This window comes from Roseicyclus sediminis, from assembly GCF_025515305.1.
In the GTDB taxonomy this organism is placed as follows: Bacteria; Pseudomonadota; Alphaproteobacteria; order Rhodobacterales; family Rhodobacteraceae; genus Roseibacterium; species Roseibacterium sediminis.
Window position 1 is genome coordinate 52,939 of record NZ_JAOPHT010000013.1, and the last position, 25,755, is coordinate 78,693.

Annotated in this window: 28 protein-coding genes, 2 tRNA genes and 1 pseudogene; 6 read left to right on the forward strand and 25 right to left on the reverse strand. The window is 66.6% G+C overall.

Annotated elements, in window-relative coordinates:
- Positions 1-5: 5 nt before the first annotated feature.
- The 4 genes and pseudogenes from N8I71_RS15435 to N8I71_RS15450 form a co-directional block, all read right to left on the reverse strand.
- Complete coding sequence (locus N8I71_RS15435; protein WP_262878906.1) at positions 6-1,112, reverse strand: ABC transporter ATP-binding protein; 1,107 nt, start codon at positions 1,110-1,112, stop codon at positions 6-8.
- Positions 1,109-1,915, reverse strand: coding sequence for an ABC transporter permease (locus N8I71_RS15440; RefSeq protein ID WP_262878907.1), 807 nt, complete (start codon positions 1,913-1,915; stop codon positions 1,109-1,111). Before N8I71_RS15440 ends, N8I71_RS15435 begins: the two co-directional genes overlap by 4 nt.
- A gap of 197 nt (positions 1,916-2,112) precedes the next feature.
- Positions 2,113-2,970: pseudogene (locus tag N8I71_RS15445) on the reverse strand (ABC transporter permease); the annotation flags it as partial.
- 206 nt (positions 2,971-3,176) lie between these two features.
- Positions 3,177-4,061 carry an ArgP/LysG family DNA-binding transcriptional regulator gene (locus tag N8I71_RS15450; protein WP_262878908.1) on the reverse strand — a complete coding sequence of 295 codons (885 nt, stop codon included), beginning with the start codon at positions 4,059-4,061 and terminating at the stop codon, positions 3,177-3,179.
- A gap of 141 nt (positions 4,062-4,202) precedes the next feature.
- Between N8I71_RS15450 and N8I71_RS15455 the strand changes: the two genes are divergently transcribed.
- Positions 4,203-4,424 (forward strand): hypothetical protein, encoded by a 222-nt coding sequence (locus N8I71_RS15455; RefSeq protein ID WP_262878909.1) that lies wholly within the window; start codon positions 4,203-4,205, stop codon positions 4,422-4,424.
- 304 nt (positions 4,425-4,728) lie between these two features.
- On the opposite strand, the gene N8I71_RS15460 is transcribed toward N8I71_RS15455, so the two are convergent.
- The 5 genes from N8I71_RS15460 to N8I71_RS15480 form a co-directional block, all read right to left on the reverse strand.
- Positions 4,729-4,944 carry a hypothetical protein gene (locus tag N8I71_RS15460; protein WP_262878910.1) on the reverse strand — a complete coding sequence of 72 codons (216 nt, stop codon included), beginning with the start codon at positions 4,942-4,944 and terminating at the stop codon, positions 4,729-4,731.
- Between the two features lie 199 nt (positions 4,945-5,143).
- Positions 5,144-5,641, reverse strand: a complete 498-nt coding sequence (gene rpsI, locus N8I71_RS15465) for a 30S ribosomal protein S9 (RefSeq protein ID WP_262878911.1) — start codon at positions 5,639-5,641, stop codon at positions 5,144-5,146.
- A 3-nt stretch (positions 5,642-5,644) separates the two neighbouring features.
- On the reverse strand, positions 5,645-6,106 hold the full coding sequence (gene rplM / locus N8I71_RS15470) for a 50S ribosomal protein L13 (protein ID WP_262878912.1): 462 nt from the start codon (positions 6,104-6,106) through the stop codon (positions 5,645-5,647).
- Positions 6,107-6,368: 262 nt separating this feature from the next.
- The gene (locus tag N8I71_RS15475) at positions 6,369-6,725 is read right to left on the reverse strand and encodes a DUF5368 domain-containing protein (protein ID WP_262878913.1); all 357 of its coding nucleotides are present in this window, start codon (positions 6,723-6,725) and stop codon (positions 6,369-6,371) included.
- 13 nt (positions 6,726-6,738) lie between these two features.
- Positions 6,739-8,055: an NAD(P)/FAD-dependent oxidoreductase gene (locus N8I71_RS15480; RefSeq protein WP_262878914.1), complete on the reverse strand. Its 1,317-nt coding sequence runs from the start codon at positions 8,053-8,055 to the stop codon at positions 6,739-6,741.
- A gap of 263 nt (positions 8,056-8,318) precedes the next feature.
- Between N8I71_RS15480 and speD the strand changes: the two genes are divergently transcribed.
- Positions 8,319-8,816, forward strand: a complete 498-nt coding sequence (gene speD / locus N8I71_RS15485) for an adenosylmethionine decarboxylase (protein ID WP_262878915.1) — start codon at positions 8,319-8,321, stop codon at positions 8,814-8,816.
- Between the two features lie 22 nt (positions 8,817-8,838).
- On the opposite strand, the gene N8I71_RS15490 is transcribed toward speD, so the two are convergent.
- Positions 8,839-9,282 (reverse strand): DMT family transporter, encoded by a 444-nt coding sequence (locus N8I71_RS15490; RefSeq protein ID WP_262878916.1) that lies wholly within the window; start codon positions 9,280-9,282, stop codon positions 8,839-8,841.
- Positions 9,283-9,394: 112 nt separating this feature from the next.
- Between N8I71_RS15490 and speE the strand changes: the two genes are divergently transcribed.
- Positions 9,395-10,240 (forward strand): polyamine aminopropyltransferase, encoded by an 846-nt coding sequence (gene speE / locus N8I71_RS15495; protein ID WP_262878917.1) that lies wholly within the window; start codon positions 9,395-9,397, stop codon positions 10,238-10,240.
- A 52-nt stretch (positions 10,241-10,292) separates the two neighbouring features.
- On the opposite strand, the gene N8I71_RS15500 is transcribed toward speE, so the two are convergent.
- Together N8I71_RS15500 and N8I71_RS15505 are read right to left on the reverse strand one after the other, a co-directional pair.
- A complete protein-coding gene (locus tag N8I71_RS15500) occupies positions 10,293-11,273 on the reverse strand; it encodes an SLAC1 anion channel family protein (RefSeq protein WP_262878918.1) in 981 nt (326 codons plus the stop codon).
- Positions 11,274-11,356: 83 nt separating this feature from the next.
- Positions 11,357-11,779: a PaaI family thioesterase gene (locus N8I71_RS15505; protein WP_262878919.1), complete on the reverse strand. Its 423-nt coding sequence runs from the start codon at positions 11,777-11,779 to the stop codon at positions 11,357-11,359.
- Positions 11,780-11,857: 78 nt separating this feature from the next.
- Between N8I71_RS15505 and N8I71_RS15510 the strand changes: the two genes are divergently transcribed.
- Positions 11,858-12,655, forward strand: a complete 798-nt coding sequence (locus N8I71_RS15510) for an enoyl-CoA hydratase (RefSeq protein WP_262878920.1) — start codon at positions 11,858-11,860, stop codon at positions 12,653-12,655.
- A 59-nt stretch (positions 12,656-12,714) separates the two neighbouring features.
- Here N8I71_RS15510 and N8I71_RS15515 read toward each other — a convergent pair whose 3' ends face one another.
- From N8I71_RS15515 to N8I71_RS15560, 10 genes are all read right to left on the reverse strand, one after another.
- The gene (locus tag N8I71_RS15515) at positions 12,715-13,890 is read right to left on the reverse strand and encodes a S41 family peptidase (RefSeq protein WP_262878921.1); all 1,176 of its coding nucleotides are present in this window, start codon (positions 13,888-13,890) and stop codon (positions 12,715-12,717) included.
- Between the two features lie 130 nt (positions 13,891-14,020).
- Entirely contained in the window at positions 14,021-15,493 is a 1,473-nt protein-coding gene (locus tag N8I71_RS15520; protein ID WP_262878922.1) for a carboxypeptidase M32, read from the reverse strand.
- 2 nt (positions 15,494-15,495) lie between these two features.
- Entirely contained in the window at positions 15,496-16,629 is a 1,134-nt protein-coding gene (gene ctaA, locus N8I71_RS15525) for a heme A synthase (protein WP_262878923.1), read from the reverse strand.
- Between the two features lie 51 nt (positions 16,630-16,680).
- The gene (locus N8I71_RS15530) at positions 16,681-17,073 is read right to left on the reverse strand and encodes a hypothetical protein (protein WP_262878924.1); all 393 of its coding nucleotides are present in this window, start codon (positions 17,071-17,073) and stop codon (positions 16,681-16,683) included.
- 133 nt (positions 17,074-17,206) lie between these two features.
- Positions 17,207-17,929 (reverse strand): hypothetical protein, encoded by a 723-nt coding sequence (locus tag N8I71_RS15535; RefSeq protein WP_262878925.1) that lies wholly within the window; start codon positions 17,927-17,929, stop codon positions 17,207-17,209.
- A gap of 132 nt (positions 17,930-18,061) precedes the next feature.
- A tRNA-Asp gene (locus N8I71_RS15540) sits at positions 18,062-18,138 on the reverse strand.
- A gap of 32 nt (positions 18,139-18,170) precedes the next feature.
- Positions 18,171-18,247 (reverse strand) — tRNA-Asp (locus tag N8I71_RS15545).
- Positions 18,248-18,355: 108 nt separating this feature from the next.
- On the reverse strand, positions 18,356-19,324 hold the full coding sequence (locus N8I71_RS15550) for a DMT family transporter (RefSeq protein WP_262878926.1): 969 nt from the start codon (positions 19,322-19,324) through the stop codon (positions 18,356-18,358).
- Positions 19,321-19,839 carry a GNAT family N-acetyltransferase gene (locus tag N8I71_RS15555; protein WP_262878927.1) on the reverse strand — a complete coding sequence of 173 codons (519 nt, stop codon included), beginning with the start codon at positions 19,837-19,839 and terminating at the stop codon, positions 19,321-19,323. The genes N8I71_RS15550 and N8I71_RS15555 overlap by 4 nt, the downstream gene beginning before the upstream one ends.
- A gap of 90 nt (positions 19,840-19,929) precedes the next feature.
- On the reverse strand, positions 19,930-20,868 hold the full coding sequence (locus tag N8I71_RS15560) for a pirin family protein (RefSeq protein WP_262878928.1): 939 nt from the start codon (positions 20,866-20,868) through the stop codon (positions 19,930-19,932).
- A gap of 367 nt (positions 20,869-21,235) precedes the next feature.
- Between N8I71_RS15560 and N8I71_RS15565 the strand changes: the two genes are divergently transcribed.
- Both N8I71_RS15565 and N8I71_RS15570 read left to right on the forward strand, forming a co-directional pair.
- Positions 21,236-22,627, forward strand: coding sequence for an MATE family efflux transporter (locus N8I71_RS15565; protein ID WP_262878929.1), 1,392 nt, complete (start codon positions 21,236-21,238; stop codon positions 22,625-22,627).
- The gene (locus N8I71_RS15570; protein ID WP_262878930.1) at positions 22,624-23,052 is read left to right on the forward strand and encodes a glyoxalase superfamily protein; all 429 of its coding nucleotides are present in this window, start codon (positions 22,624-22,626) and stop codon (positions 23,050-23,052) included. Before N8I71_RS15565 ends, N8I71_RS15570 begins: the two co-directional genes overlap by 4 nt.
- An 89-nt stretch (positions 23,053-23,141) precedes the next feature.
- Here N8I71_RS15570 and N8I71_RS15575 read toward each other — a convergent pair whose 3' ends face one another.
- The 3 genes from N8I71_RS15575 to N8I71_RS15585 all read right to left on the reverse strand — a co-directional run bounded on the left by N8I71_RS15575 (position 23,142) and on the right by N8I71_RS15585 (position 25,740).
- On the reverse strand, positions 23,142-23,609 hold the full coding sequence (locus N8I71_RS15575; protein WP_262878931.1) for a prepilin peptidase: 468 nt from the start codon (positions 23,607-23,609) through the stop codon (positions 23,142-23,144).
- Positions 23,610-23,619: 10 nt separating this feature from the next.
- A complete protein-coding gene (locus tag N8I71_RS15580; RefSeq protein ID WP_262878932.1) occupies positions 23,620-24,351 on the reverse strand; it encodes a helix-turn-helix transcriptional regulator in 732 nt (243 codons plus the stop codon).
- Positions 24,352-24,741: 390 nt separating this feature from the next.
- On the reverse strand, positions 24,742-25,740 hold the full coding sequence (locus tag N8I71_RS15585) for a type II secretion system F family protein (RefSeq protein ID WP_262878933.1): 999 nt from the start codon (positions 25,738-25,740) through the stop codon (positions 24,742-24,744).
- Between the last annotated feature and the right edge of the window lie 15 nt (positions 25,741-25,755).

Genomic DNA, 25,755 nt, shown 5'->3' on the forward strand with positions numbered 1-25,755 from the left:
CTATTTCAGCAAAACAGCGTCATCGCGCGCGGGTCCCAGGCGAGCCGTGCGCGCGTCTCGATGTCGAGCACGCGGCGCCCCGGCATGTTGCGCATCGACACCCGCACCGGCGCCGGCGCCCCGTCGAGCAACACGTCGTAATAGGTCATGTCGCCGTAGTAGACGACTTCCTTCACCGTGCCCTCGGCCTCCCGCCCGCCTTCGGCATGCTGACCCTCGTAGAGGACGGTCAGGCTTTCGGGGCGGACGCCGACCTCTCCCTTGCCGCTCTGCGCGCCCGAGGGGCATTGCGCGAGGTCGAGCTCGGCCCGCCCGAGTCCCGCGACATCGACGCTGACATGGCCGCCAGCCTCGCCCGTGACCTCCGCAGGCAGGAAGTTCATCATCCCGATGAACTCGGCCACGCGGCGGGATTTCGGGCGGCGGTAGAGTGTCTCGGGATCGTCGAGCTGCGCGATGGAGCCCTCGAACATCACCGCGATCCGGTCCGACATGACGAGCGCTTCTTCCTGGTCGTGGGTGACGAGGATGAAGGTGATGCCGACCTCGCGCTGGAGCTTGATCAGCTCCACCTGCATGACCTCGCGCATCTTCTTGTCGAGCGCCGAGAGCGGCTCGTCGAGCAGGAGCACGCGCGGCTTGAGGATCAGCGCGCGGGCGAGCGCCACGCGCTGCCGCTGCCCGCCCGAGAGCGCATGGGCGGCGCGCGCGCCGAACTGCCCAAGGCCCACCATCTCCAGCGCCTCGCCGACCGCGCGACGCTTCTCCTCGGGGGATTTGCCGGACTTTCTCAGGCCGAAGCCCACGTTCTGCGCCACCGTCAGGTGCGGGAAGATCGCGTAGGACTGAAACACGAGGTTCGTCGGCCGCTTGTTCGGCGCGACCCCCTCCATGTCGCGCCCATCGAGGCGGATCGTCCCCGAGGAGATGTCCTCGAACCCCGCGATGGCGCGCAGCAGCGTGGTCTTGCCACAGCCCGAGGGACCTAGCAGCGAGAAGAACTCTCCCTGCCGGATCTCGGCGGTGATGCCGCGCAGCGCGTGGTACTCGCCATAGTACTTCTCGACATGGTCGAGCGTGATGATCGCGGGCGGCGGCGAGGTGTCTTTCACAGGAAGCCTCCAGCATCCTTCACGCCCGCGCGGCGCAGGCCCCGGCGGCGGAAGGTTTCGGCGATGACGAGAAGGACGACGGACAGGACCACGAGGATCGTGCCGAGCGCCATGATCATGGGCAGGCGTGCCGGGAAGCGCAGTTGCCCCCAGAGATAGACCGGTAGGGTCGGCGCGTTGCCCGACAGGAAGAAGGCGATGATGAACTCGTCGAGCGAGATCGTGAAGCAGATCAGAAGCGACGCGATGATGCCCGGACTGACGAGCGGGAGCGTCACGAGGCGGAAGGTCGACCACGGCGTCTCGCCGAGGTCGATCGCGGCCTCCTCGAGGCTCTGGTCCATGTTCGAGAAGCTGCCTTGCAGGATGGCGATGGAAAACGGCATGCACAGAAGTGTGTGGCCGAGCACGATCGACCAGAGCCCGCTGTCGAGGCCGAGCTGCATCAGCACCACAAGCAGCGAGATCGCGACGATGACCTCGGGCAGCACGAGCGGCAGCATGATGAAGCCGAGAATGCCGCCCTTTGCCGGAAAGCGATACCGCGTGGCCGCGCGGGCCGCGAAGAGGCCGAGGCAGGTCGCGAGCACCGCGACCGACACCGCGATGACGAGGGAGTTGCGCGTCGCCTCGTGAAGCGCAGGCGTCTCCAGCAGGAGGCCGAACCACTCGGTCGTGAAGCCCTGCAGCGGAAAGGCGATGACGGTGCCGTCATTGAACGCGAAGATCGGCAGAAGAAGGATCGGCGCGTAAAGGACGAAGAGATAGAGGATCGCGAAGATCGACAGCGGCCGCGCCTTCATATGCCCGCCCTCCCCTTCGGCACGCGCCAGAAGATCAGCACCGAGCCCAGCGTGGCGAGCGCCAGCAACGACAGGACCGTGGCCGGCGCGCCGAGGATCGCGGGCCCATTCAGGAAGAACAGGCGCAGCGCTACGATCTCGGCCAACGCCGCGCCGACCGCGACCCAGAGGCCCCGCGCCTCCGCAAGCCACAGCCAGAACCGCAGGCGCGCGATCCCCCAGATCAGCGTCAGGGCAACGATGGCCATGGCCAGCACGGCGAGCGTCGCACCCATCGGCCGGTCGTTGAGGTCGAAGATCTGCGCATAGATCATGTTCGCGATCATCGTGCCGCCTGACCCGCCGACAAGCCTCGGGGTGACGTAGTCGCCCACTGTCGGGATCGACACGATGAGTATTGCGGCCAGCACGCCGGGCATGGCCAGCGGCAGGGTCACGCGCAGGAAGGTCATCGTCTTGCTCTCGCCGAGGTCGCGCGCGGCCTCCAGAAGGCTCCGGTCGATCTTCTCGAGGCTCACGAAGATCGGCAGGATCGCGAAGGGCGCGAAGGCATGCGCAAGCGTGATGACGACGGCATTGGCGTTGTAGAGGATGAACGAAAGCGGCTCGTCGATCAGGCCGAGCCCGATCAGCGATCCGTTCACCGGCCCGTCATAGGCGAGGATCACGCGCCAGAGGAAGACGCGGATCAGGTAGCTCGTCCAGAACGGGATGGTGATGAGGAAGAGCCAGAGCGATTTCTTTTCCGGCGCGACGTGAAACGAGATGAAATAGGCAACCGGGAAGGCGAGAACCACGGTGACGAGCGTCACCAGCGCCGAGATGCGAAGGGACCGCAGCATCAGTTCGCGATAGAGCGGATCCGAAAGCGCCTCGGCGTAGTTGGCCAGCGTGAAGGTCCGGTCGATCGTCAGGAAGTTCTGCGTCCAGAAGGAGAAGAGGACGATCGTGGCCAGCGGCGCGGCGAGCAGCAGAAGCGCATAGACCAGCGGCGGCGAGACCATGATCAGGCCCTTGCCGCCTTCGCTTCTGAGCGCGCGCGTCAGTCCGTTCATGCGCTTCCCCCGGCCCTAGCGGGACACCGACCCCGGGCCGAACAGGCGCCCGCGAGGGCGAAGATTGCAACCATTGCCGCGCCGCCGCAAGAGGCTCCGTTGGGGGAGGCCTTCTTCGCCTGACATCGGTCGCGCGGCTTTTTTCCGAGCGGCGGGCCGCGCCGTCGAGCGTCGCAACACCCTCCTGGCCCCTTGGGGTCAGGCGGTCAGGCCTGGATCAGCAAGCGGGCGCCCGTTTCGCGGACGGCGCGGGTCAGCGGTTGCAGGATGCCCTTGGTCGCCCGCGAGACCTGCCAGGTCAGGTCCGAATAGTAGTGGTTGATCTCCGACATGAGCACCAGCCGCCCATCATCGACGAGCGGCCGGGCCATAAGATGCGGCAGCATCACCCACCCCAGACCAGCCTCGGCCGCATCGGCCAGCGCGCGCGCATCGGCCACGAGGTGCGACGGCGGAATGATGTCCGAGCCCGAGGTTTCGGTCGCGAAACGGACCTGCAGACGGTCGTGAAGGTTGTAGGCGAGGCTCGGAGCCCGCGAGAACACCTCGGGCGTCAATCCGTCCGAGAACCATTCCGCGTGAAAGGCGGGGCTGCAGACCGGCATGTACTGAAGCGCGCCGAGCGGGATGCCGTCGCAGCCCTGCACCACCTTCTGGCCCCAGGTGACCGCCGCGAGGACATCGCCACTGGCCAGAAGACGGCTGCCCTGCTCGGCATTGTCCACCTCGAGAACGAACAGGTAGTTCGGCAGACCGCGCAGCGCCTCCATGAACCATGTCGCCATCGTGTCGGGCGAAACCGCGATCGCCACCGTCAACCGATTGGGCCCGACATCGAGCGCAAGGCCTGTCAGCAGATCATGCTCCCGCCAGGCGACGTCCTGCGCGTATTGCCAGATCCGCCGCCCCTGGCGCGTCGGCCTGCAAGGCGCGGCGCGAACGACCAGAACGGCGCCGACACGCTCTTCCAGCAGGCGCACACGTTGCGACAGCGCCGACGCGGTAAGATTCAGGTGCTGCGCCGCGGCCTCGAAGCTGCCGGTTCGCAAAACGGCGGCCAGCGCCTCGACTTGCTTGAGATCCAGATGCAAGCGACCGTTCCTTAAGTAGGTTAAGCAACGCTAAGTCGCCACAGGCATTGGAATGACCCTAGGGTGCCGTCATCAGGGTGGCAACGATATATCGCGCCACCTGAAATCCGCGTTACGGCCCACAATTACAAGGAGATAATGATGGACCGTATCCTTTCGGCGAATTGGCTTATTCGGCAACAAAACCTGACCTTCGCCGAGTTCCGGCGCCACTTTACCCTGTCGACTGCCACCGACCACGAAATGGGCCGTCTCGACACGATGTGGCGCGAACGGCTCGAGGACATGGGGATCGCGCCTTGCACCGAGGCCAATTTCCGCACCAGTGGCGAGAGCGGTCCCATTCCTTGTGCAACCTCATGACGATAGGTGCCGCGATCCCGATCTGATCGGGCACACGAACCGGAGGTCTGCACCGCGACGCCGACCCTGCGCCTAATCCAGGACAACCGCGAGAATGTCCGGCCCCCTCTGTTTCGGGCCGTTCACCAAGCAAGCTGCCGGACAATACGAAGGTCCGCGAGGCTTGCGCCCCAATTCCTCGCGCCGACCGGCGCTTTTATCGGCCATGACGATCGAAATTCCCGTTCAAGCCTTACCTCTTCACGGGATAACTGGCGGTTCCTTCGGGAACCGCCTTTTTTCCTCGGTCACGCCGAATGAAATGTCAGATCGAATTCCTCGCTTCCGTCGGCTTCACCGGTGTCTTCGGTGAAAGCGCGCCTGCCGAAACCGGTGTCGGAAGCGGATCCTTCTTGGCCGGCGCCAGGGCAATGTCGGCCGGTTTCTCCGACGAGGTGGTCCACTCGATCGGCAGATTGCCGGCCGAAGCCGCGAAAGGCAGCGCTGCGGCAACGAAACAGGACAGGATCAAACGGGTCATGATCGGGTCTCCCTCTATCATCGCAACGATTTAGTCGGGAGGCCGGGACAGAGGCCCGCACCTCCGCGCGGCGCGATATGGGAAACGTCCGGCGCGCAATGAAGCGGCGCTCACGCGGATGTGAGCATGGTCGGCAAACCTTTGCGCACAAAGGAAAAGGGCCGCCCGAAGGCGGCCCTTTCCGGGATACTGATCGCGATCAGCGCTTCGAGAACTGGAAGCTACGACGCGCCTTGCGGCGGCCGAACTTCTTGCGTTCCACCACGCGGCTGTCGCGCGTCAGGAAGCCTGCCGCCTTGAGCGCGCCGCGGAGCGACGGCTCGTAGAGTTGCAGCGCCTTGGAGATGCCGTGCTTGACCGCACCGGCCTGGCCCGAGAGGCCGCCGCCCTTGACGGTCGCCATCACGTCGAACTGGTCCTCGACGCCGGCCACGGAGAACGGCTGACGCAGGATCATCTGCAGCACGGGACGGGCGAAATAGGCAGCCATTTCCTTGCCGTTCACGGTGACCTTGCCGGAGCCCGGTTTGATCCAGACGCGGGCGACCGCGTCCTTCCGCTTGCCGGTGGCGTAGGAGCGGCCCAGCGCGTCGCGCACCGGGGTGCGCGGGGTGTCGTCGAAAACGGCGGTCGCGGGCGCATCGGTCCCGTCCACGGCGCCCTTGAGCTCGTCGAGCGAAGTGAGAGTCTCGGCCATGGGTTACCCTTCCCGCGTGTTCTTGGGGTTCATCGAACGGACGTCGAGCACGGTCGGCTTCTGCGCCTCGTGCGGATGCTCGGCACCTGCGTAGACACGCAGGTTGGTCATCTGCTGACGCGACAGGCGGTTGCCCGGAAGCATCCGCTTGACGGCCTGCATCACGACGCGCTCGGGGTGCGCGCCTTCCAGGATCTGGCCGGTGGTGCGCGACTTGATCCCGCCCGGATACCCGGTGTGCCAGTAGTTCGGCTTGTTGCGCTTGTTGCCCGTCACCTGCACCTTGTCGGCGTTGATGACGATGACGTTGTCGCCCATGTCCATGGAGGGGGTGAACGTCGGCTTGTGCTTGCCGCGCAGCCGCATGGCGATGATCGAGGCGAGACGGCCCAGAACGACGCCTTCCGCGTCGATCAGGATCCATTCCTTCTCGATGTCCGCCGGAGTGGCAGAGAAGGTTTTCATCTGGTCTTCCTTTCGGGGGCCGGGGGAACCGGCCGGAATGACGAAGGGGCGCGCGGACGGGCCGGACGCGCCCCTTGGGTGGATGGCGGTGTTCTAAGCATTCCGCGCGCCGCGTCAAGCGGCACGATTTCCAGAAACCTGTTTCATTTCAAATGTTTGAAGATAGGGTATTATTTTACCCCATGGTTTTTCCACCATCCGGAGGTGAAACGGCGCCGCGCGGTGCTCGCACGGCGCCACGGATGGCCGCAATCACGGCGGATCAGCCCTCGATCTTGCGCCGGAACAGCAGCCGTTCGGCCGTGTAGACGAGGATCGCGCCACCAACGGCCCCCACCGCCGCAATGCCCAGAAGCACGATCACATCCACCGGCCCGCCGATATCGGCCAGGTGCGAATCCGTCATCGCCATGACGAACCAGACAGCCAGCACCGCGCCCACCGGCATGAAGAGTTGCGCGATCAGGAATTGCCGCATCCCCATCGTCCGGTCGCGGACGAGGACATAGAGGTAGGCGGCCGTGACGAGGAAAGCCGCCGCCACCATGGCCCAGAAGAGGCCGCGTCCGAAGATCTCCTCGAAGACCGCGATCATTGTCTGAAAGGTAAGGTCCTTCATCTCCGTCTCCTCCTCACGCGTCGCCGCGCAGCATGGCGTTGTAGGTGGCCTTGAGCGCGATCTCCTTCATCAGCCAGCTGATCCAGAGTTCCTCGAGCGGCGCGATGATGCCGGGGAAGGAGGGCGTCAGGTTGTTCTGGTAGTCGAACTCGATCAGCATCGCGCGTCCGATCCGGGTGATGAGCGGACAGGACGTGTAGCCGTTGTAGGTTTCGGTCCCCTCCCCGCCCTGGATGGTGGCGACGAGGTGATCCTCGACCACCGGCACCTGCCACTTGACGCTCGCCGCCGTCTTGCCCTTCGGCACGCCGGCCACGTCACCGACGGCCCAGATCTCGGGATAGCGCGCATGGCGCAGCGTCGCGGGATCGACCTCGGCCCAGCCCTGGTCGGTCCAGCGGTCGGCCCAGGCCAGCCCGCTGTCGAACATGAACTGCGGCGCGCGCTGTGGCGGAATGACGTGGAGATAGTCGTACTCCTCCTCCCGCGCGAAGCCGTCGGCATCGGTGAAGGTCGCGATCTTCCGTCCCGGATCAATGGCTTGCAGCGTGTGGTTCATCCGCGTCTCGATCCCCCGGTCGCCGAACAGCATCCGCACCTTCTCGGCCACGATCGGCACACCGAAAAGCGCGCCCTGCGGTGCGGCATAGACGATCTCGGCCGCGCCTCGGTTGCCGGCGCGACGCAGGCGGTCATCGATCAGGAAGGTGTGCTTGAGCGGCGCGCCCGCGCATTTCATCTCGGTCGCGGGCCGGGTGAACAGGCCCCTGCCCCCCTCCTCGACGAAGCGGCTCGCCGCCTCCCACGTCCGCGCGGCGTAGTCCGGCCCGGCATAGAGCGCGCCGATCCCGTCGCGGCCCACCATGTCGAGCGAGAAGCCCTCTATCGCGTCGTGGTCGAGAACGAGGCCCGGCGCCAGCACGAGGTAGTCGTAGGACAGGCTCTCGCCGCCTTCGGTGTCGACGGTCCTGATCTCGGGATCGACCGCCGCGACCCGGTCGGGGATCAGCGTCACGCCGCGCGGCAGCCAGTCGGTGGTCTGGCTGACGACGTAGCCCGGCGGTTTCAGCCCGGCGGCGACGAGCGACAGGCCGGGCTGGTAGAGATGCTCGGCCCGCGGGTCGATCAGGGTGATCTGGGCCCCCTCGAGTCGCCGCACCAGCCGGTTGGCAAGCGCGGTGCCTGCGGCACCCGCCCCGATGATGACGATGCGCGCCGAGGTGGACACGGCCTGGGCGCGCGCGGTCTGGCCGGGCAGCGCCACGGCCGCCCCACCCGCCGCGGCCAGCGCCAGGAACGCGCGGCGATCGGTACGGAAATCCTCTTTCATGTCGGCTGCATCCCTTTCACTCGATTGCGGTCACGCGCGATATAGTGAACATCGTCAATATATGCCCTTGACCTGGATCAATCGGCCCCGCGTCACGGTCGCAGCGAAAAATAAATTTGCGAAATCCCGGATTTTTCCTTGATCCGACTCGGGTGCACCCTTAGGTCGCCGCCCACGAAACCGGGACCGATCCCAACCTCGGAGCTTCCGGGGGGGCGCTAAGGACCCACCACATCAATCTGCTGGTAAGAAGGGGGAGCGCCATGACCCGCGCCGACCTCTTCCAACTGGGGACTGGTCTGGAGACAGGCGCCCATGCGGAAGACACCCGCAGCCCTTCGGCTGCACGTGACCTATTCGACGAGACCCGGGACGATCATTTCATCCGACGCGATGGAACCGTCTTCGCGGGCACGCACCTGATCATCGAGGTGGAGAACGGCACCGGCCTCGACGACGAGGACCGCATCGCACAGGCCTTCCGGGATTGCGTGACCGAATGCGGTGCCACGCTTCTGCACATCCACACGCACAAGTTCAGCCCGCAGGGCGTCTCGGGCGTGGCGGTGCTGGCCGAAAGCCACATCTCGGTCCACACCTGGCCCGAGATCGGCTATGGCGCGTTCGACGTCTTCATGTGCGGGGATGCCGACCCCTGGCGCGCGGTCGATGTCCTGAAACGGGCCTTCGTCACCGAGACGGTCCACGTGAAGGAACTGCGCCGAGGCGAGGGGCTGGTCGCCGAAAGCGTCGCGGCCTGAGCCGCAAGGCTGGTCACGCGCCTCAGCGGAACGTGACCAGCCAGACGCCGCAGATCACCATCGCCGCCCCGGCCAGCTTGCCGAGGCTGAGGTCCGTCGCCGGCACGCCCAACAGGCCGAAATGGCCGAAGATCATCCCGGCAAGCACCTGCCCCGACACGAGCAGCACGAAGAAGGCGCCGACGCCGATGCGCGGGATCAGGAACGACGAACCGATGATGAGCCCCGCGCTCATGACGCCGGCGGTGAGCAGCAGCGGCGGCAGCCCCGCGATCCGCTGGAACTCCGCGGTCCGGGCGCCCGTGGCAAGCGCGATGGCGAGCGAGGAGACGAGCGCGACGGCGAAGAACGGAACGTTGGCCATGGGTCCCGAACCCAGGATGCGCGCAGTCTGGGTGACCATCGGCAGGTAGATGGAGATGATCGCGCCCATGGCGAGCGCAAGAAGTACGAGGGGGATCGTCATGGGGTCCCTTTCAGCCGGAGCGGGCGAGAATGCCCCGCGCAAGACCCAAGCACAATCGGCCAGGCCCTCATAGACGCGGCCTGAACCAGACCACGGAAAAGGAGCGGACGCGATGGATGGATGGAGTGTCGAACGCCTGCACGCGGATCACGCGCAGGCCCTTCGCATGGCGGTGGAGCACTACGACAGCGCGACGGATCACCAGCGCATCCGCGTGTTCGAGAACCCGACCTTCGGCAGGGTCATGACGCTCGACGGCGTGGTGCAGGTGACCGAGGCCGACAACTTCATCTACCACGAGATGCTGACCCATGTGCCAATCCTGGCGCACGGCGCCGTGCGTCGCGTCCTGATCGTTGGCGGCGGCGATGGTGGCATGGCCCGCGAGGCCCTGAAACACGAAGCCGTCGAACAGGTCACGATGGTCGAGATCGACGGCGCCGTGGTCGACTTCTGCCGCCAATACCTGCCGGGCATATCGGCGGGCGCCTTCGACGACCCGCGCCTCGACCTCGTCATCGCGGACGGGGCCGATTTCATGCGCCAGAACCGGGACGAGTACGACGTCATCATCGTGGATTCGACCGACCCGGTGGGTCCGGGCGAGGTCCTGTTCACCGACAGCTTCTACGGACACGCGAAGGCGCGGCTGGCCGAAGGCGGCATCCTCGTCACGCAGAACGGCGTGCCCTTCCTGCAGGGCGAGGAACTGGCCGGCACGATGCGGGCCTTCCGCGCGCTCTTCGCCGATCCGACCTGCTATCTCGCGACGGTGCCGACCTATTCGGGCGGGCCGATGGCCTTCGGCTGGGGCACCGATGGCGATGCGCGGAAGGTGGATATCGGGACGCTGCGCGACCGTTTCGAGGCGTCCGGGATCGTGACGGACTACTACACCCCCGAGGTGCATCTCGGCGCCTTCGCGCTGCCGCCCTACATCGCGCGGCATCTGGGCTAGAGGCCGGCTTCCCAGCGGAAAACGGGCCGGAGACGCAGGCGGTTCCGGCGCCTCAATCGGGCCGGCAGATCTCGCCCCGCACCGCGCCGAGGAGGGTCCGGAACGCGAGGCCCACCACCACGACGACAAGCGCGAGCAGCACGGCAAGCCCGATGCCCTCGTGCAGCGCGCTGCCGATCGCGCGTCCGTAGGTGAAGGACGCGATCGACAGCGCCGCCAGAGGAAAGCTCAGCGCCCACCACGACAGCGCGAAGGGCAGCGTCCTGAGTTTCGGCACCTGAACCAGCACCAGCGCCGCGAAGACATAGGCCATGTTGACCAGCATCTTCGCCGCCGGGTCGACCCCGCCCGTCAGCCGGACATAGGCCACGAAGGCGACCGCGGGTGGCGCGATCAGGATGACCATGGTCGGGAACAGCCGGCCGGGGATCGGGTCGTGGAAGATCAGCCGGTTGAACACCAGCGTGAGCAGCACGACCCAGAAGATCATGCCGGCCGAGAAGAACAGCCACGAGGTCTCGACCCACCCCAGGCCCACGCCCGCCACGGGCACGATGACGTTGCCCACCGCCGGGATGAACCACGCGGGCGTCAGGTGCCCCACCTGGAAAGAGCGGTGGCTGATCCAGCCGGTGATGACGGCGATGGTCAGCACCCCCTGCCCCGCCATTCCCGCGATCCAGATCGGCTCGGCGATGGCGGGATAGGGCCCGGCAAGCGCCGTGGCCATCAGCAACAGCGAGATCGAGATCGTCGGGAAGAAGGCGAGCTTCACCGGGTGGTGCCATTCGGCCGCCACGGCGCCGGGGTGGCGTATCGCCTTGAGGATGTAGAGCGCCGCGATCAGCACGAAGGCCGCGAGCCCGATCCAGAGCATGCCCAGCGAGAGCGGCCCGGCAGAGGGATAGCTGCCCGCCGCGGAATGCAGCGCGAGCGTGAGCCCGAAAAGCCCCATCAGGATCGCGAAGAAGGTGACGGGCAGATGCTCGAGCCGGTTGCCCGTATCCGTCCCGGCTGACGTGGTCTCGGCCATCGGTTCCATCCCGCCCAAGTTGCGCTCGTCAATCATCTACGCCGCCCGGCGCCCGATTGCAGCGCTGCGTCCTGTCGCAGGCCCTAGCGCTCGGGCGGGATCGAATAAGTGAGCGAGGCACGCGCCACGGGCGCATCCGTTCCTTCCGAGAACAGCAGACACTCGCCCACGGCGAGCACCCGCCCGAGCTTCAGCAGGCGGCACTCGCACAGCAGGTCGCGGCCCGCCTCGGGCTTGCGCATGAAGTCGATGGAGCAGTTCGTGGTGACCGCCAGCGCCTTCGGGCCGATCATGGCGAGGATGGCGAGGTAGACCGAGACATCGGCGAGCGCGAACATAGATGGCCCCGAGACGGTGCCGCCGGGCCTCAGGTGTCGCTCGGCCACCGGCATGCGGACCGAAATCGACAACTCGCCCACGCGCTCGATCACGAAATCGTCCGCCGTCTGCGGAAAGTCGGTTTGCAGGAACCGCGTCAACGCGGCCTCGTCCATCAAGATGCCCATTGCCTTGCCCTGTTCCCCCTTGCCTGTTTTGCCGCTAACGTGCCGCCCGGAGGCAAGACTGACAAGGGAGAGACAGGGGTGGCCGACGATATTCTCTTGCGCGAGGACCGCGGCGCGGTCAGCTGGCTGACGATGAACTCGCCGGGCAACCTGAACGCCTTGTCCGACGCGATGCTGGCCGAACTGACACGCGCCTTCCGCGAGCTGCAGGGGGCCGACAGCCAGCGGGTGATCGTGCTCAGGGGCGAAGGTAAGGCGTTCTGCGCCGGCCACGACCTCAAGGAAATGACCGCCAAGCGGCAGGCGAACGACGGCGGCGCATCGGCCTTGCGCGATCTCTTCGACCGCTGCGCGGCGATGATGCAGCTGATCCAGCGCCTGCCCCAGCCGGTCATCGCCGAGGTGCATGGCGTGGCGGCCGCCGCCGGGTGCCAGCTCGTCGCCTCCTGCGATCTCGCGGTGGCGGCCGAGGACACGCGCTTTGGCGTGAACGGGGTGAACATCGGCCTGTTCTGCTCGACGCCCATGGTCGCGCTGTCGCGGAACGCACCGCGCAAGCAGGTCTTCGAGATGCTGACGACAGGTGAATTCGTCGATGCCCCCCGCGCCCGCGAGCTCGGCCTCGTCAACCGCGTCGTCCCGCGCGAGGCGCTGGCCGACGAGACCGCAGCGCTGGCCGAAAAGATCGCGGGCAAGCTTGGCTCGGCGGTGCGGATCGGCAAGCGTGCGTTCTACGAACAGCTCCAGCTGCCGCTCGACAGGGCCTACGAGATGACCGGGGCCGTGATGGTCGAGAACATGCTCAACCGCGACACCGCGGAGGGGATCGCGGCCTTCCTCGACAAACGCAAGCCGGAGTGGTCGCAGGAGGGGTGAGGCTGTCGTCGGCAGACTGAGACGCAGAGTCCGGTTTGCGGGACGGAGCGGACGTTCGCTCAAGAATTCAGGCTTTCGAGAACCTCCCGGCAGAACAGATCCCGCGATTCAACATCCTCCGAATTCGCGATCCAGGTACGGTCCAACTCCAGTGTCCCGACCGGGACGATCTCTTCCGCGATCTCGCTCGGAGTGGTCTCGTCGATGCGACCTTGCGCCCAATCATGAAAGGCCGATGAGTATCGGACGACCGCGCCGCCGGTCGACAGGTCGATCGTTCCCCCTTCCGCAAAGAATGTCAGACCGTCCCCCATCTCTTCCCCGATGAGTTCAAGCCGCTCTCCAAGACGGTGCTTCAGGATGGCGACGAAGACGATCGCGGCAGAGAAGGTGAATTTATCGACAAGCACGCCAACCCGGCGATCTTCCGCACCTTCCAGGATCGCGTCAATCAATGGCAGGGTCCGGAGAAAGTTGCCGCCCGTATTGCCTCGAACATCAATAACAAGGGGCGTGCAGGGGCGCGATCTTGCGCGGCCTGCCGCCTCGGCAACCGCATTCGAGAGTTCCGTCTCACCGGGATCGAAGAAGCTCGGGAGGACAAGTAGCAGGCCGCACTGGCCGAAATCCCTTATCTCCAGAAAGGTCTTGGGAGACCAGGATGCGTCGGCTCTTCCATGCTCGTTTCGCGGGTAGAGCGCAGATCCGGGAACCCTGTTTGCCATATCCGGAACAAGCTCGCTGATCCGTCCTGTGTCGTCGCGCATCAGGTATTCGATCGTGCCGCTGCCGGAAAACGCGCCCAAGCGGGCCAATGCGCCCGGCCAACTGAAGAGGATAGGCCCGACGACGCGTTTTCGTTGTCTTGTTCCCGCCAGGAATTTTTCCGCGGCGACTTCGATCTCGCTCACGGGAACGCCATTAATGGATATCAATTCGCTACCGATCGCCCCGGCGAAACCGGCCGGGGCACCGAGCAGTCGTACAGCGGTACCGATTGTCACGAACCTGAGAGGCAGGACCAGGATGGCATTGTTCGGGATCAGGCGCGTATGTCCGTTCCCCGGTAGTGCCAGAAGTCGCATCAGCGAAAGAAGGAACTCGTCCTTGTCGTTCGCGAGTGCGTTCTGCCGGGCTTCGTTGATGTGACGATCCGTTTCCTCGCGTTCGATTGCGCGGAAGCTGGGGTCGATGGGCAGGACCGTTCTCTCTATTTTCTCAAGGTCCTGGATCATCGACATGGGTCAATGTGTACGCAGGCGTGATTCAATGTCTAGGGATGGCCCAAAACGCACTTCCCCTGCACCGACGCATGCGCGCCTTGACGTCACTTGCATCGCGAAGCGTTTGCGCCCTGCGCGCGCCTCAAACCCCGTAGATCGCCCCGAACTTCGCGTCGAGATAGTCGAGAAGCGGCGCCTCGGTGACCTTCCGCCCCGCGGCGTGCTCGATCGTCGCGCGCGGTGTCCGGAGCCCGCCGTGCCGCTGAAGACGTTCGCGGAGCCAAGCGGTCGCGGGTGAGGGATCGCCCTTGGCGAGCGCCGCGTCGAGGTCCGGCAGGTCGCCCCTGAGTGCCTCGTGCAGGACGCCCGCGTAGACGTTGCCGAGGCTGTAGGTCGGGAAATAGCCGAACAGACCGCAGGACCAGTGGACGTCCTGCAGCATCCCGTTGCGCGGCCGGTCGACGGCCACGCCGAAATCCGACAGGAAGCGCTCGTTCCAGGCGCCTTCGAGGTCGGCCACGGCCAGGTCGCCCCCGATCAGCGCGCGTTCCAGATCGAAGCGCAGCATGATGTGGAGGTTGTAATGCACCTCGTCGGCCTCGGTGCGGATGTAGCCCGAGGCGACGCGGTTGACGGCGGCGTGAAAGGCCTCCGGGCTCGCGACACCGATATCGCCGAAGAGGTCGCGCATCCGCCCGTAGAGCCATGAGGTGAAGGCCGCCGAGCGCGCGAGCTGGTTCTCGTAGATGCGGCTCTGGCTTTCGTGGACGCCCATCGACACGCCCTGCCCCAGCACGCTGAGGCGGTAGTCCTCCGCGATGTTCTGCTCGTAGGCGGCGTGGCCCACTTCGTGGATCGTGGAATAGAGGCAGCCGAGGGGTTCCTCCTCGTCCACCCGCGTCGTGATCCGCACGTCCGCGCCCGAGCCCGAGGAGAACGGGTGCACGGCAAGGTCGATGCGCCCGTGCTCCATGTCGTAACCGAAGGCCATGGCGATCTCGCGGGAGAGCGCGAGCTGCACCTGCTTCGGGAAATGCCCCGCGACATGCTCGGGTGTCGGCCCCGCCTCCATGATCCGCGCGCGCAAGGCAACCAGCCGCGGCCGCATCCGCCCGAAGAGCGCCGCAAGCTCGGCGGCCTTCATCCCCGGTTCATAATCGTCGATCAGCGCGTCGTAGAGGTCGCCGCCATCGGCCAGCGCCTCGGCCTCGATCCGCTTGAGCCGCACCACGGTTTCCAGCGTCGGCAGGAAGGCGGCCAGGTCGTCGGCCGCCCGCGCCCGCGCCCAGATCCCCTGCGCGACCGAGGTCACGCGGGCCAGCTCGGCGGCGAGGTCGGCGGGCACCTTCGTGGCCCGCGCATGGGCATGGGCGATGAGGCGGAGCTGCGATTTCTCGGCCTCCGTCCCGGCTTCGGCCAGCGCCAGAAGCTCGCCGACCCGGGGGTCCGACCGCCGCGCGTGAAGAACGGACTCCAGCGCCGCCATCTCCTCGCCCCGCTGTTCGGCGGCACCCGGCGGCATCATCGTCTCCTGGTCCCAGCCGAGACGGCCCATGACCTGGGAAAGCGCCTCGGTCTGGCGCTGGAAGGCGAGAAGGTCGGACAGCGCGCTCATGGTCAGGCCCTTACGGATTGGCGCACGGGGTACATCGACAGGAACCGCGCGCGAAGGATGAGGACGATCAGGACGACCGCCCCGAACTGGTGCGCGATGGCGAAGTACCAGGGCGCGGAATAAAGGACGGTGACGATGCCGAGGGCGACTTGCAGGACCATCATCATCATCATGGCGTGGAACGCCCCCCGCGTCGCCGTGCGCGCGGACTTCCGTCCGGCAAGCCAGGCGGCGAAGGCGACCGCGAACAGGATGTATCCCACGATCCGGTGGATGAACTGCACCGTCCCGTCATTCTCGAAGAGGTTCCGCCACCAAGGGTCCAGCGCCCACATCGCGGGCGGGGTGAAGCCGCCCGCCATCAGCGGCCAGTCGGGATAGTTGCGGCCCGCGTCGATCCCCGCCACCAGCGCGCCGATCAGGATCTGCAGGAAGGCGAGGTGCAGCACGCCCGAGGCCATGCCCTTGAGCCTGCGGTCGCCCTCGCGGCGGGCCGACATCAGCTCCGCCTCCTCGCGGCCGAGGCGCAGGACGTACCACGCGATGAGCGAGAGGATCAGGAAGGCGATGCCGAGATGGGTGGCAAGGCGGTAGGAGGCGACGTCGAGCATCCCCTCGTCGAGGCCGGAGGAGACCATCCACCAGCCGATCGCCCCTTGCGTGCCACCGAGCGCGCCGAGAAGCAGCGTGCGCTGCGTCCAGCCGGGCGGCATGGCGCGGAACGCCAGAAGGCCGAGGAACCCGGCCGCCCAGACCAGCCCGATGAACCGCCCGAGCTGCCGATGGCCCCATTCCCACCAGTAGATGACCTTGAATTCCTCGAGGCTCATGCCCCGGTTCTGCAACTGGTATTCGGGGATTTCACGGTAGGCCGCGAATTCAGCCTCCCAATCCTCGACCGAAAGCGGCGGGATCGCACCGGAAAGCGGCGCCCATTCGGTGATCGACAGGCCCGAGTCGGTCAGCCTCGTGAGGCCTCCGACCGCGATCATGACGACCACGAGCACGAAGAGCGACTTGAGCCAGAACCGAAGAAAGCCCCGCCCGCGCCCGCGTCCCGCGCTGACGCCGCCAGGCGTGGCGGCGGGTTTCTGACGGTCCGACACCTCTTCGAAGATGCTGCGCTGTCCGGCCATCGTCCTTCCCCTTCGCTGCCGCCCCTGACCTATCGCGGGCATTGTCCCCCTTCAAGCGTCCCGCGACACCGCGTCCGCCACCCTTGTCTCGCGCCGGCCATGCATGGCAGGGCGCGCCCGCAGGAACGTGTTGTCCGCATCCGCGCCGAAATCGCCCATGGCGACCGACACCATTCCCACGGCCGATCCGAAGTCGGCACGGTTAGGCGAGCCCTGAAACGGAGCGGATTCGATGGTGTTGGTGCCTCCGGAAGGACTGAGGGCCTGAACCACCACGGAATCTCCCAGGGTCGTCTTGATCGTCACGCCGCCGAGATCGACACCAGTAATATCCGTTCCCGGCGCGATGGAGCTGAAGTCGATGACCGTGGCGTCCGCCTTGCCGGCAGCGCCCGGCGACAGCGCGACAACCAATACCGCAAGAGTTGTGCCCAGTTTACGCACACTTCCCGCGTCAAAAATCTTGTGAGTGTTGTGTGCCCTGACACGGGCACAATTTTACCGCAAACCAACCACAAAACTTAACGGAAGTGATTTGTTGATCGTTCGGCCGCAATAAAAAGTCTTTCGACGAAGGTCACATGCCTCCGTTGAGCAGGAAAGCGCGGAAACGGATCTGCTGATGCGCGACCCGGAGCTCGATCCGGGCACTCTCGACCTCGACCACGGTATCGGCCGGGCCCTCTCGCCCGACCAGGAGATACCCCTCCGTCCCGTACCGCGGCGGCTGGTCCCGCCAGCCTTCGCCCAGCACCTCGGCATCGCCCAGTCGCACGACCTCGCCAAAGCGCGCAACCAGGGCGGTCCGCGCCCGGCCTTCCGGGATGATCGCGACACGGCGGGTATCGTCCCAGGTGATCATGCAGGCGAGCCGCGCGATACCGGCCTCGGGCCAGCGTTCGGCGTCGTCGGCGGCCGCCTGCGTCGCCCCGAACAGCGCGAAGGCCTCGGGGTCGGACAGGCTCCGCGCTGCCAGAAGATCGCGCGTCGCGAGGCCATAGCGCGAACAGGCCACGATCCCCCCCGGCGTCGGGGACCCCGGCAAGTCCGCGCCGAAGGTGCCGGTCACGGACCACAGGAACGGATCGGCCGCGCGCAGGCTTTCGGGCAGGCGCGGCATCTCGGACACGATGCCGCCGAGCGCCTTGCCGAGCGCCTCGACGAACTCCGCCCGGTCCCGCCACGGCGTCTCGGCCAGAGCGATCACGCGCGCCGGGTCAAGGACGACGGGCGACTGCGCCGCCACGGGAGCGCCGGCAAGGACCGCCAGGACAAGGAGAACCGGGAAACGTGCCGCCATGGCAGGAAGGCTAGCCCGCGACGCCGCGGAAACGAAGCCTCGCGACGAAATCGGTTCACGCAGGTCTCGGCGAAACCACATTCCGGGCGCGGACACGCAACGCGCCTGAAGGATCAGGAAAATCGGGAGAAGTGGCGCGGTTGACGGGGCTCGAACCCGCGACCCCCGGCGTGACAGGCCGGTACTCTAACCAACTGAGCTACAACCGCGCGGTGCCTTGGGTGAATGGGGCTGGGGGTGGTGGCGCGGTTGACGGGGCTCGAACCCGCGACCCCCGGCGTGACAGGCCGGTACTCTAACCAACTGAGCTACAACCGCTCACCCATAGCCCCGGGTCTCCCCGGCGTGCCGCGTGGTGTATTGCGCCCGCCCGGTATCGTCAAGCGCACTTGCACCCCACGCACGCCCTTTTTCGCCCGGGTTCCGTCAGCTCCGCCGCACCGGGCGTGCCGAGGCGAGCGCGCGGTCGCGCACCCGCTCCCGTGCGAAGACATAAAGGCCCGCCCCCGCGATCAGGACCGTTCCGCCCCAGACCGAGGGCCCCGGCACCTCGCCGAAGATCAGCCATCCCCAGAAGATCGCGAGCGGAAGGGCCGCGTATTCATAGGAGGCGACGACCGCGGCGGTGCCCAGCCGGTAGGCCTGGCTGAGGCAATAGCCGATCCCCGCCGACAGCAGGCCAAGAATGCCGAAGACCCAGGCGTCCCCCGGCGCCGGCCAGACCCAGGCCCGCAACAGGAACTCCAGCGGGCCCGGCCCGGCGCCGGCGGCGAAGCGCCCGTCGCCCGCCACGACGAAAAAGCCGAGGCTGACCAAGATGAAGGCGCCCTGGATGTAGATGGCCATCGCCGAGGCCGCCGATCCGACGCCGAGCTTGCGCGTCAGCACCTGCATCCCGGCATAGCAAGCCGCCGCCAGAACCGGCAGCGCCAGCGCCCAGCGCGGCGCCCCGCCCAGTTCGAGCCCCGGCGCTGCCATGACCACGACCCCGAGGAGCCCCACGCCCACGGCGGCAATCCGGTGGCGGCCCACCGGTTCACCGAGAACCGGGATCGCCAGCAGCGTGATGAAGAGCGGCGCCACGAAGAACAGCGCCGTCGCGGCCGCGAGCGGTATCACCGAGAGCGACAGGAAGAACAGCATGTTCGCGACGACGATGCAGCTTGCGCGCAGAACGTGGAGCCCCGGCCTGTCGGTCTTCAGCAGCCGCCAGCCCCCCTCCATCCGCAGCAGGACGAGCCCCGCGCAGATGGCGATGACAGAGCGGAAGAACACGATCTGATGCAGCGGATAGCCCCCGGACAGGAGCTTGATCAGCATGTCGTTGGCCGAAATGAAGACCATGGCGCCAAGGATGAACGCGATCGCCCGCGCGGCATTGGCATCGCGGCTCATGACGGCGCCCTTTCGCGCAGGCGGCCGAGCAAGGCCTCGGACCCGGTCCAGCGCACGATCAGCGAAAGGACGGGCGCGCCCAGGACGCTGGTATCGAAGTGCGGCCCCTCCCGCCCGCCCCAGGCGCGGTAGACCGCGCGCGTGGCATCGTTGGCCACAAGCACCTCCAGCCAGATCGGCCGGCCACGGGCGCGCTCGGCGACCCCGCGCAGGAGCGCCCCGCCGATCCCTTGGCCCTTCAGGTCCGGACGCACGTGCAGATTGTCGACGAAGACCCCGTCCGGGTGCTCGGGGAAGAACGCCGCGAAACCGGCAAGCGTGGCGCCGTCGCGGAGGACCAGCACCTCGCGGCCGGCCACGGGCCCCGACCACTTCTTTGCCATCGCGGCTTCGACCGGCGCGCCGAAGAGCGCCTCGGGCAACATGCCGCGATAGGTCTGCCGCCAGCTCTCGGTATGGAGATCGGCGATCGCGGACGTCTCGTCCGGGCCGGCGGTGTCGAGGCGATACGGCATGGCCGGACGGTGACCGAACCCGTGCCCCCCGGCAAGAGGCGTCGGAGGGCGGGCGCGTCGCCTGACCCGCCCGTTCGGGCGGAAGGGCCGTTACCGTTCAGGGAGGGGAATGAACTCCTCGCTGTCGGTTGGCGGAAGCTGGAACCGCCCATGCTCCCAGTCGCCGGCGCGCCAGGCCTCCTTGGCCTCCTCGATCCGCTCCTTCGAGGAGGCGACGAAGTTCCACCAGATGTAGCGCGGCCCCTCCAGCGTCGCGCCGCCGAGCAGCATGACACGCGCGCCGCCGGGGCCGGCTGTCATCGACACGCGGTCGCCCGGCCGGAACACCATCATCCGGCCCGCGCCGAACTCCTGGCCCGCCACGGTCACGGCCCCCTGCACGACATAGGCGCCGCGGTCCTCGTGATCGTCCGGCAACGGCAGTTTCGCCCCCGGCTCCAGCACCGCGTCGAGATAGAACATCTCCGACGCCGTCGGCACGGGCGCCCTGGCGCCGTAGGCCGACCCGAGGATCAGGCGGAGCCGCTTGCCCTCGCCGTCCAGCATCGGCAGCTCGTCCCGCCCGGCATGGACGAAGGCGGGCGGTCCGTCCTCGGCCCCTTTGGGCAGAGCGATCCAGGTCTGGATGCCCGACAGGCGATAGGGCTGCGAGAGCATCTCGCCGTCGATCCGTTCGGAATGGGTGATCCCGCGTCCGGCGGTCATAAGGTTCACGGCGCCCGGTTCGATCCACTGGTCGGTGCCGAGGCTGTCGCGGTGATGGAACTTGCCCTCGTAGAGGTAGGTGACGGTGGCAAGCCCGATATGGGGGTGCGGCCGGATATCGATACCCTGCCCCGTGATGAACTCGGCGGGTCCCATCTGGTCGAAGAAGATGAACGGTCCCACCATCTGGCGGCGCGGTGCCGGCAAGGCGCGGCGCACCTCGAAATCGCCGAGATCCCGGGCGCGGGGCACGATCACCGTCTCGATCGCGTCCACCGCGTCCCCCGTCGGGCAGTCGGGGTCGAGGGAAGGGTTCCAGCTCATGTGCGAGTCTCCGGTTTCGTATCTTGATCACCGCAACGTAGGCAGCGCCGCTTCCGCCCGCACCCCTCCCCCGCGCAGGGAGATTGCGCGCGGATGCAGAGCCCATCGGAGGGCCGGCCGGTCCCGGCACAGGGTCCGACCCATGCGCGGCGAAGCCGATCTGTCTCCGAACCCGGCGCACTTGACAGGCCGCGCGGCCCCGACTAGGAGCGCCCCAGGCCACAGACGCCCGCCGCCCGCCGACACTTCGTCACGGTGAAGTTCTGTATCAGACACGATCTTCGTCATCCTCGGCACCTGTCGCGCGGATGGTAATGCGGGCCCCGTCCAGTCCTTGCGCGACCTGAGCCGGAAGGAACACGGGGTCATGTCGTCGTCCCACAGCAATTCGTTTCTCGATGGCCCCCTGGGGCCGATCTACGCGCGCACCGCGCTTCCGATCATCTTCGTGATGGGCATGAACGGCCTTCTCGCCGTGGCCGATGCGCTCTTTCTCGGCCACTTCGCCGGCGCGGACGCCTTGGCCGCCGTCACGCTGATGTTCCCGCTCTACATGCTGGTCGTGGCGCTGGCGACGCTGGTGTCCTCGGGCATGTCCAGCATCCTCGCCCGCCAGTTGGGTGCGCGGCGCATGGAGGAGGCGCGCGCCACCTATGCCGGCGCGCATGGGCTGGCCGTCTTCATGGGGCTGCTGTTGATCGCGGTGTTTCTCGGCCTTGGGGAGCGCGTCGCGCTGCTGGCCGCCGGCGGGTCGGAGACGCTGGCCGGGATGGGATTGACCTACCTGCGCATCACCGTCTTCGCCGCGCCCCTGATCTTCGTGCTCTCGGTCAATTCCGATGCCCTGCGCAACGAGGGTCTCGTGATGTTCATGGCCGCGATGAGCCTTCTGGTGTCGCTTGCCAACATCGGCTTCAACTACGTCCTGATCGGCGTTCTCGACATGGGCGTCGCGGGCTCGGCCTACGGCACCGCGATGGCGCAGGCGCTGGCGCTGACCATCATCCTGGGCTTCCGCATCTTCGGCGGCACGGGGTTGAGGTTGTCCGCGCTCTGGCGGCATTCGCCCTTCGAGGGCTGGCGGCCGATACTCGTGCTCGGCGCTCCGCAGAGCCTCAATTTCCTCGGTCTCGCGCTGGGATCGGGGGCGATCATCGCAGCACTTCAATGGGTCGAGGCGCCGGACTACGACGCCACGGTCTCGGCCTATGGCATCATCACGCGACTGATCACCTTCGCCTTCCTGCCGCTTCTGGGGCTTGCACATGCGATGCAGACGATCACGGGCAACAACTACGGTGCCGGAGCCTTCCGGCGCAGCGACGCGAGCTTGCGCACGGCCGTTCTTGCGGCGTTCGGCTACTGCCTCGTCCTGCAGGCCGGCATGACGGTCTTCGCGGCGCCGATCGGAGCGTTCTTCGTGTCCGATCCCATCGTCATCGGAGAGGTCGCGCGCATCCTTCCCGTGATCTCGGCCGGGTTCTTCGCGGCCGGTCCACTGATGATGATCGCCATGCACTTCCAGGCCATCGGCGACGCGGGCCGCGCGGCGGTCCTGGGGTTGTCCAAACCCTATCTCTTCTCGATGCCGCTGACCTTCGCCTTGGCGAGTTCGGTGGGCGAACCGGGCATCTGGCTCGCCGCACCTCTGGCGGAGGTCCTGCTTGTCGGGCTGACGGCGCTCGTCCTGACACGGGTGGCACGGGCGCAATCCCTGCGATGGGGTCTATTCACCACAACGGCGGAGGTACGGGCATGACACGCAACAGACCGACAATCATGGACGCGAAAGAGGAGGCGAAGCTGCTGCGGGCGGACCTTGCCGCCCGGGGCGAGGCCATCAGCCACGCGCAGGCGCTGGAGAGGATCGCGCAGCGGCACGGCTTCCGCGACTGGAACGCGCTTCACGCCGCGCGGCGCGATGCGCATCCGCAGGGTTGGGCTTCCGGCGGGCGGGTGAGCGGGCGCTACCTCGGGCAGCCGTTCACGGCGACGGTGCTGACAGCCGATCAGCTGCGGCCCGGATGGGTCCGGATGGTGCTCGACCTCGACGAGGCGGTCGACGTGGTCCGCTTCGACAGTTTCTCGAACCTGCGCAAGCGGATCCGGGTCGAGGTGGGGCCGGACGGCCATTCCAGGGAGCGGACCTCGGATGGCGTGCCGCATGTCGAACTGGACCCCTAGCGCGGGGCCTCGTCTGCACGATCGGGGGGCGGCATCGGAAAGGCCCCGCCCCCCGGCCAGGTGAGCCATGGCCCGGCACCCCGCGTCGATCAGCCGAAGAGCTGGACCGCTAGCGGATGGAGAAGACCGCAGCCTGCGATCGACACCCCCATGGGAAAGGTGCCCTTTCCCCGCAGGGCGACCCACGAGGAATGGCCGAGCAACGGCACCTGCCGAAGCGCGAACACCGTCGCCATTCCCGCCAGCATCGCCACCGAGAAGCCGAGCGCGAAGATCGTGTAGTTCGAGGACGGCACGAACAGCATCAGCGCGGCCATCATCTTGACGTCGCCACCGCCGAACAATCGCAGCGCGAAGAGTGCCGCTCCGGCGGCGAAGACCAGTCCGGACGCCGTGAGGCGCGCGGCGATTTCGGGCCAGTCGAGCACCGGCATGCTGAGGGCGAAAAGGGCCACCGCCGCCAGCACCAGCCAGTTCGGAATGCGCATGTAGCGCAGGTCGAAATAGGCCGTCGCAACAAGGATCGGCGCCAGAAGAAGAAGGGGCAGGAAGTCCAAGGCGTGCTCCTCAGGCGACCCTGCGAGCCTGCGGCGACGGGGTCGGCGCGGGTGACAGGAGGCGGAACAGAAGCTCGGAATGATTGCTGCAGTCGCACTTGGCGTAGATGCTGCGCAGATGGGTCCGAAGGGTGGACTCGGATATCCCGAGCTCGGCGCAGACCCGCTTGTTCGACAGGCCGCGGCTCAGAAGCAGGCATACCCGGAATTCCGCCCGGCTGAGGCGCGCGGGGTTCTCCAGGCTCATGAGATCAGTCTCGCCCGAGGGGCTCGTGGAACGCCGGGCGAGAAGGAGTTCCGTCATCAGGCCGGGGCGCCTGCGGGACCACGTATCGGCGAGGGTCGCAGCCACCATGTTGATCAGCGCGTGCTGCCCGGACCCACGATGACTAGAGAAGTGGATCTCCAGAAAAATCGACGATTTCTCGGCGACCGACAGCGGGATGACGGCCAGCTCGTTCAACCTCCGGCGCTGGTGGAAGGTTTCGAGCCGGGGATCGCTCTCGATATCGGTCAGCGATTTGAACCAGACCGAACCGGGCCTCGGCTGACGGAAATATGGGCCGAGGACGACATCCGCGAAGGATCGCTCGAGCGCGGGCGCCTTGTTGCCCGCATCATGGACCACGACGGACCTGTTGCCGGCGCCTTCACGCGAGATACGACCAAGCGCGATCACTTCGGCATCGAGAGCGGTTGCCAGCTGCGCAAGGGCATCCTTGACCGGAGCCCTACCCTGCACACATTCACACCATTGCGCGATTGCGGAAACCAACCCGATTTCGCCGCTTCGAACGGAAGACGCGGCCTGCGGCACAGAAACACAATAGTTCATGCCAAAATTCCTGGACCAATGGATCGCACGAGGTGCGAACAATTCAAATCAGGGCGAACTGGTTAATCCGGGAAATCGTTAACTTTGATAATGTTTTGACGTTAACCATTTTGAAATGTGTTATCAAGTGGGCAGGAATATGTCGCAATACTGGAGATAATTCAGATGACCCAAACCAATTGTCCACCATTCTGGCTGTAACTGCCGGCACCCGGCTGTCACCGCCACGTTCTCGCCGCATTTCGGACACTTTCTCGCCCCGCTTTCCCAAAGCCGCTTCGCACGATTCGCATCGGTTCAGCCCGAGAAGTAGCGGATATAGCGAATCACCACCGGCCCCACGGTAAGCATCACGAGAGCGGGGAGCATCAGGCTGGCGAGGACGGCCGACATCTTGACCGGCAACTTGTTCGCCATTTCCTGCGCACGGGTCTCGCGCATCTCGCGCATTTCCTTGGAATAGGTCTCGAGCGCGTCCGCCATGCTGGTTCCGAACTGCATGGATTGCTGGACGACATTGGCGAAGGACCGGACGGTCTCGATGCCGGTTCGGTCGGCCATGTCGTGAAGCGCCGCGTCCCGCGCCCTGCCCGCCTGCACCTGGCGCTGCACGCTGAGGAATTCGAACGCGATATCGGGGGACACGCCGGCCAGTTCGTTGCCGACACGCGTCATCGCGGCGTCGAACCCGAGGCCCGCCTCGACCGAGATCTGCAGAAGGTCGAGGGCGTTGGGAAAGCCCATCTCGATGCGTTCCGTACGCTCGTTCACCCGATCCTTCAGCCAGAGCATCGGGAAGTAGTAACCCTGCGCCGTGAGTGCCGCGAGGATGATCATGATCTGGCCCGCGCCAAGCTGGGCCAGCCGGGCGTCGATGGCAAACGGCAGATCGATGTCCGATTGCTCGGCCAGGGCGACGAGGCCGAGGAATACCGCCGGCAGCAGCAGACCGAGCGCGATCCTGAGCAGCGTGAAGTTGCGCAGCGCGCTCGACTTCGAGAAGCCGGCCTGGGCGAGCTTGCGGCGCAGGTGGGAGCGCTTGGTCCGGTCCGCGGGCACGAAGCCCTTCAGAAGTCCCCTGGGATCGGCGTCCGCGGCCTGCAGGAACCCGCGGTCGCGTCGCGCGTCGGCCCGGCTCCCCCCGATGCGGGCCATACGGGCCGCCGCGGGATTGCGGTCCCTGAACATCGCGGACACGGCGATGAACAGGATGAAGATGCCGATCCCGATGCCGAGGGGAATGAACTCGTCGGGCGAGTTGTAGAAGTTGAACACCGAGTTTGTCAGGCGGTCCATGATTGGCACCTCCGG

Coding starts and splice junctions, on each gene's coding strand:
- N8I71_RS15440 (WP_262878907.1), bottom strand. CDS start 1,915: ATGAAGGCGCGGCCGCTGTCGATCTTCGCGATCCTCTATCTCTTCGTC.
- N8I71_RS15455 (WP_262878909.1), top strand. CDS start 4,203: ATGGACCGTATCCTTTCGGCGAATTGGCTTATTCGGCAACAAAACCTG.
- N8I71_RS15460 (WP_262878910.1), bottom strand. CDS start 4,944: ATGACCCGTTTGATCCTGTCCTGTTTCGTTGCCGCAGCGCTGCCTTTC.
- rpsI (WP_262878911.1), bottom strand. CDS start 5,641: ATGGCCGAGACTCTCACTTCGCTCGACGAGCTCAAGGGCGCCGTGGAC.
- rplM (WP_262878912.1), bottom strand. CDS start 6,106: ATGAAAACCTTCTCTGCCACTCCGGCGGACATCGAGAAGGAATGGATC.
- N8I71_RS15475 (WP_262878913.1), bottom strand. CDS start 6,725: ATGAAGGACCTTACCTTTCAGACAATGATCGCGGTCTTCGAGGAGATC.
- N8I71_RS15480 (WP_262878914.1), bottom strand. CDS start 8,055: ATGAAAGAGGATTTCCGTACCGATCGCCGCGCGTTCCTGGCGCTGGCC.
- speD (WP_262878915.1), top strand. CDS start 8,319: ATGACCCGCGCCGACCTCTTCCAACTGGGGACTGGTCTGGAGACAGGC.
- N8I71_RS15490 (WP_262878916.1), bottom strand. CDS start 9,282: ATGACGATCCCCCTCGTACTTCTTGCGCTCGCCATGGGCGCGATCATC.
- speE (WP_262878917.1), top strand. CDS start 9,395: ATGGATGGATGGAGTGTCGAACGCCTGCACGCGGATCACGCGCAGGCC.
- N8I71_RS15500 (WP_262878918.1), bottom strand. CDS start 11,273: ATGGCCGAGACCACGTCAGCCGGGACGGATACGGGCAACCGGCTCGAG.
- N8I71_RS15505 (WP_262878919.1), bottom strand. CDS start 11,779: ATGGGCATCTTGATGGACGAGGCCGCGTTGACGCGGTTCCTGCAAACC.
- N8I71_RS15515 (WP_262878921.1), bottom strand. CDS start 13,890: ATGATCCAGGACCTTGAGAAAATAGAGAGAACGGTCCTGCCCATCGAC.
- N8I71_RS15520 (WP_262878922.1), bottom strand. CDS start 15,493: ATGAGCGCGCTGTCCGACCTTCTCGCCTTCCAGCGCCAGACCGAGGCG.
- ctaA (WP_262878923.1), bottom strand. CDS start 16,629: ATGGCCGGACAGCGCAGCATCTTCGAAGAGGTGTCGGACCGTCAGAAA.
- N8I71_RS15535 (WP_262878925.1), bottom strand. CDS start 17,929: ATGGCGGCACGTTTCCCGGTTCTCCTTGTCCTGGCGGTCCTTGCCGGC.
- N8I71_RS15550 (WP_262878926.1), bottom strand. CDS start 19,324: ATGAGCCGCGATGCCAATGCCGCGCGGGCGATCGCGTTCATCCTTGGC.
- N8I71_RS15555 (WP_262878927.1), bottom strand. CDS start 19,839: ATGCCGTATCGCCTCGACACCGCCGGCCCGGACGAGACGTCCGCGATC.
- N8I71_RS15560 (WP_262878928.1), bottom strand. CDS start 20,868: ATGAGCTGGAACCCTTCCCTCGACCCCGACTGCCCGACGGGGGACGCG.
- N8I71_RS15565 (WP_262878929.1), top strand. CDS start 21,236: ATGTCGTCGTCCCACAGCAATTCGTTTCTCGATGGCCCCCTGGGGCCG.
- N8I71_RS15570 (WP_262878930.1), top strand. CDS start 22,624: ATGACACGCAACAGACCGACAATCATGGACGCGAAAGAGGAGGCGAAG.
- N8I71_RS15585 (WP_262878933.1), bottom strand. CDS start 25,740: ATGGACCGCCTGACAAACTCGGTGTTCAACTTCTACAACTCGCCCGAC.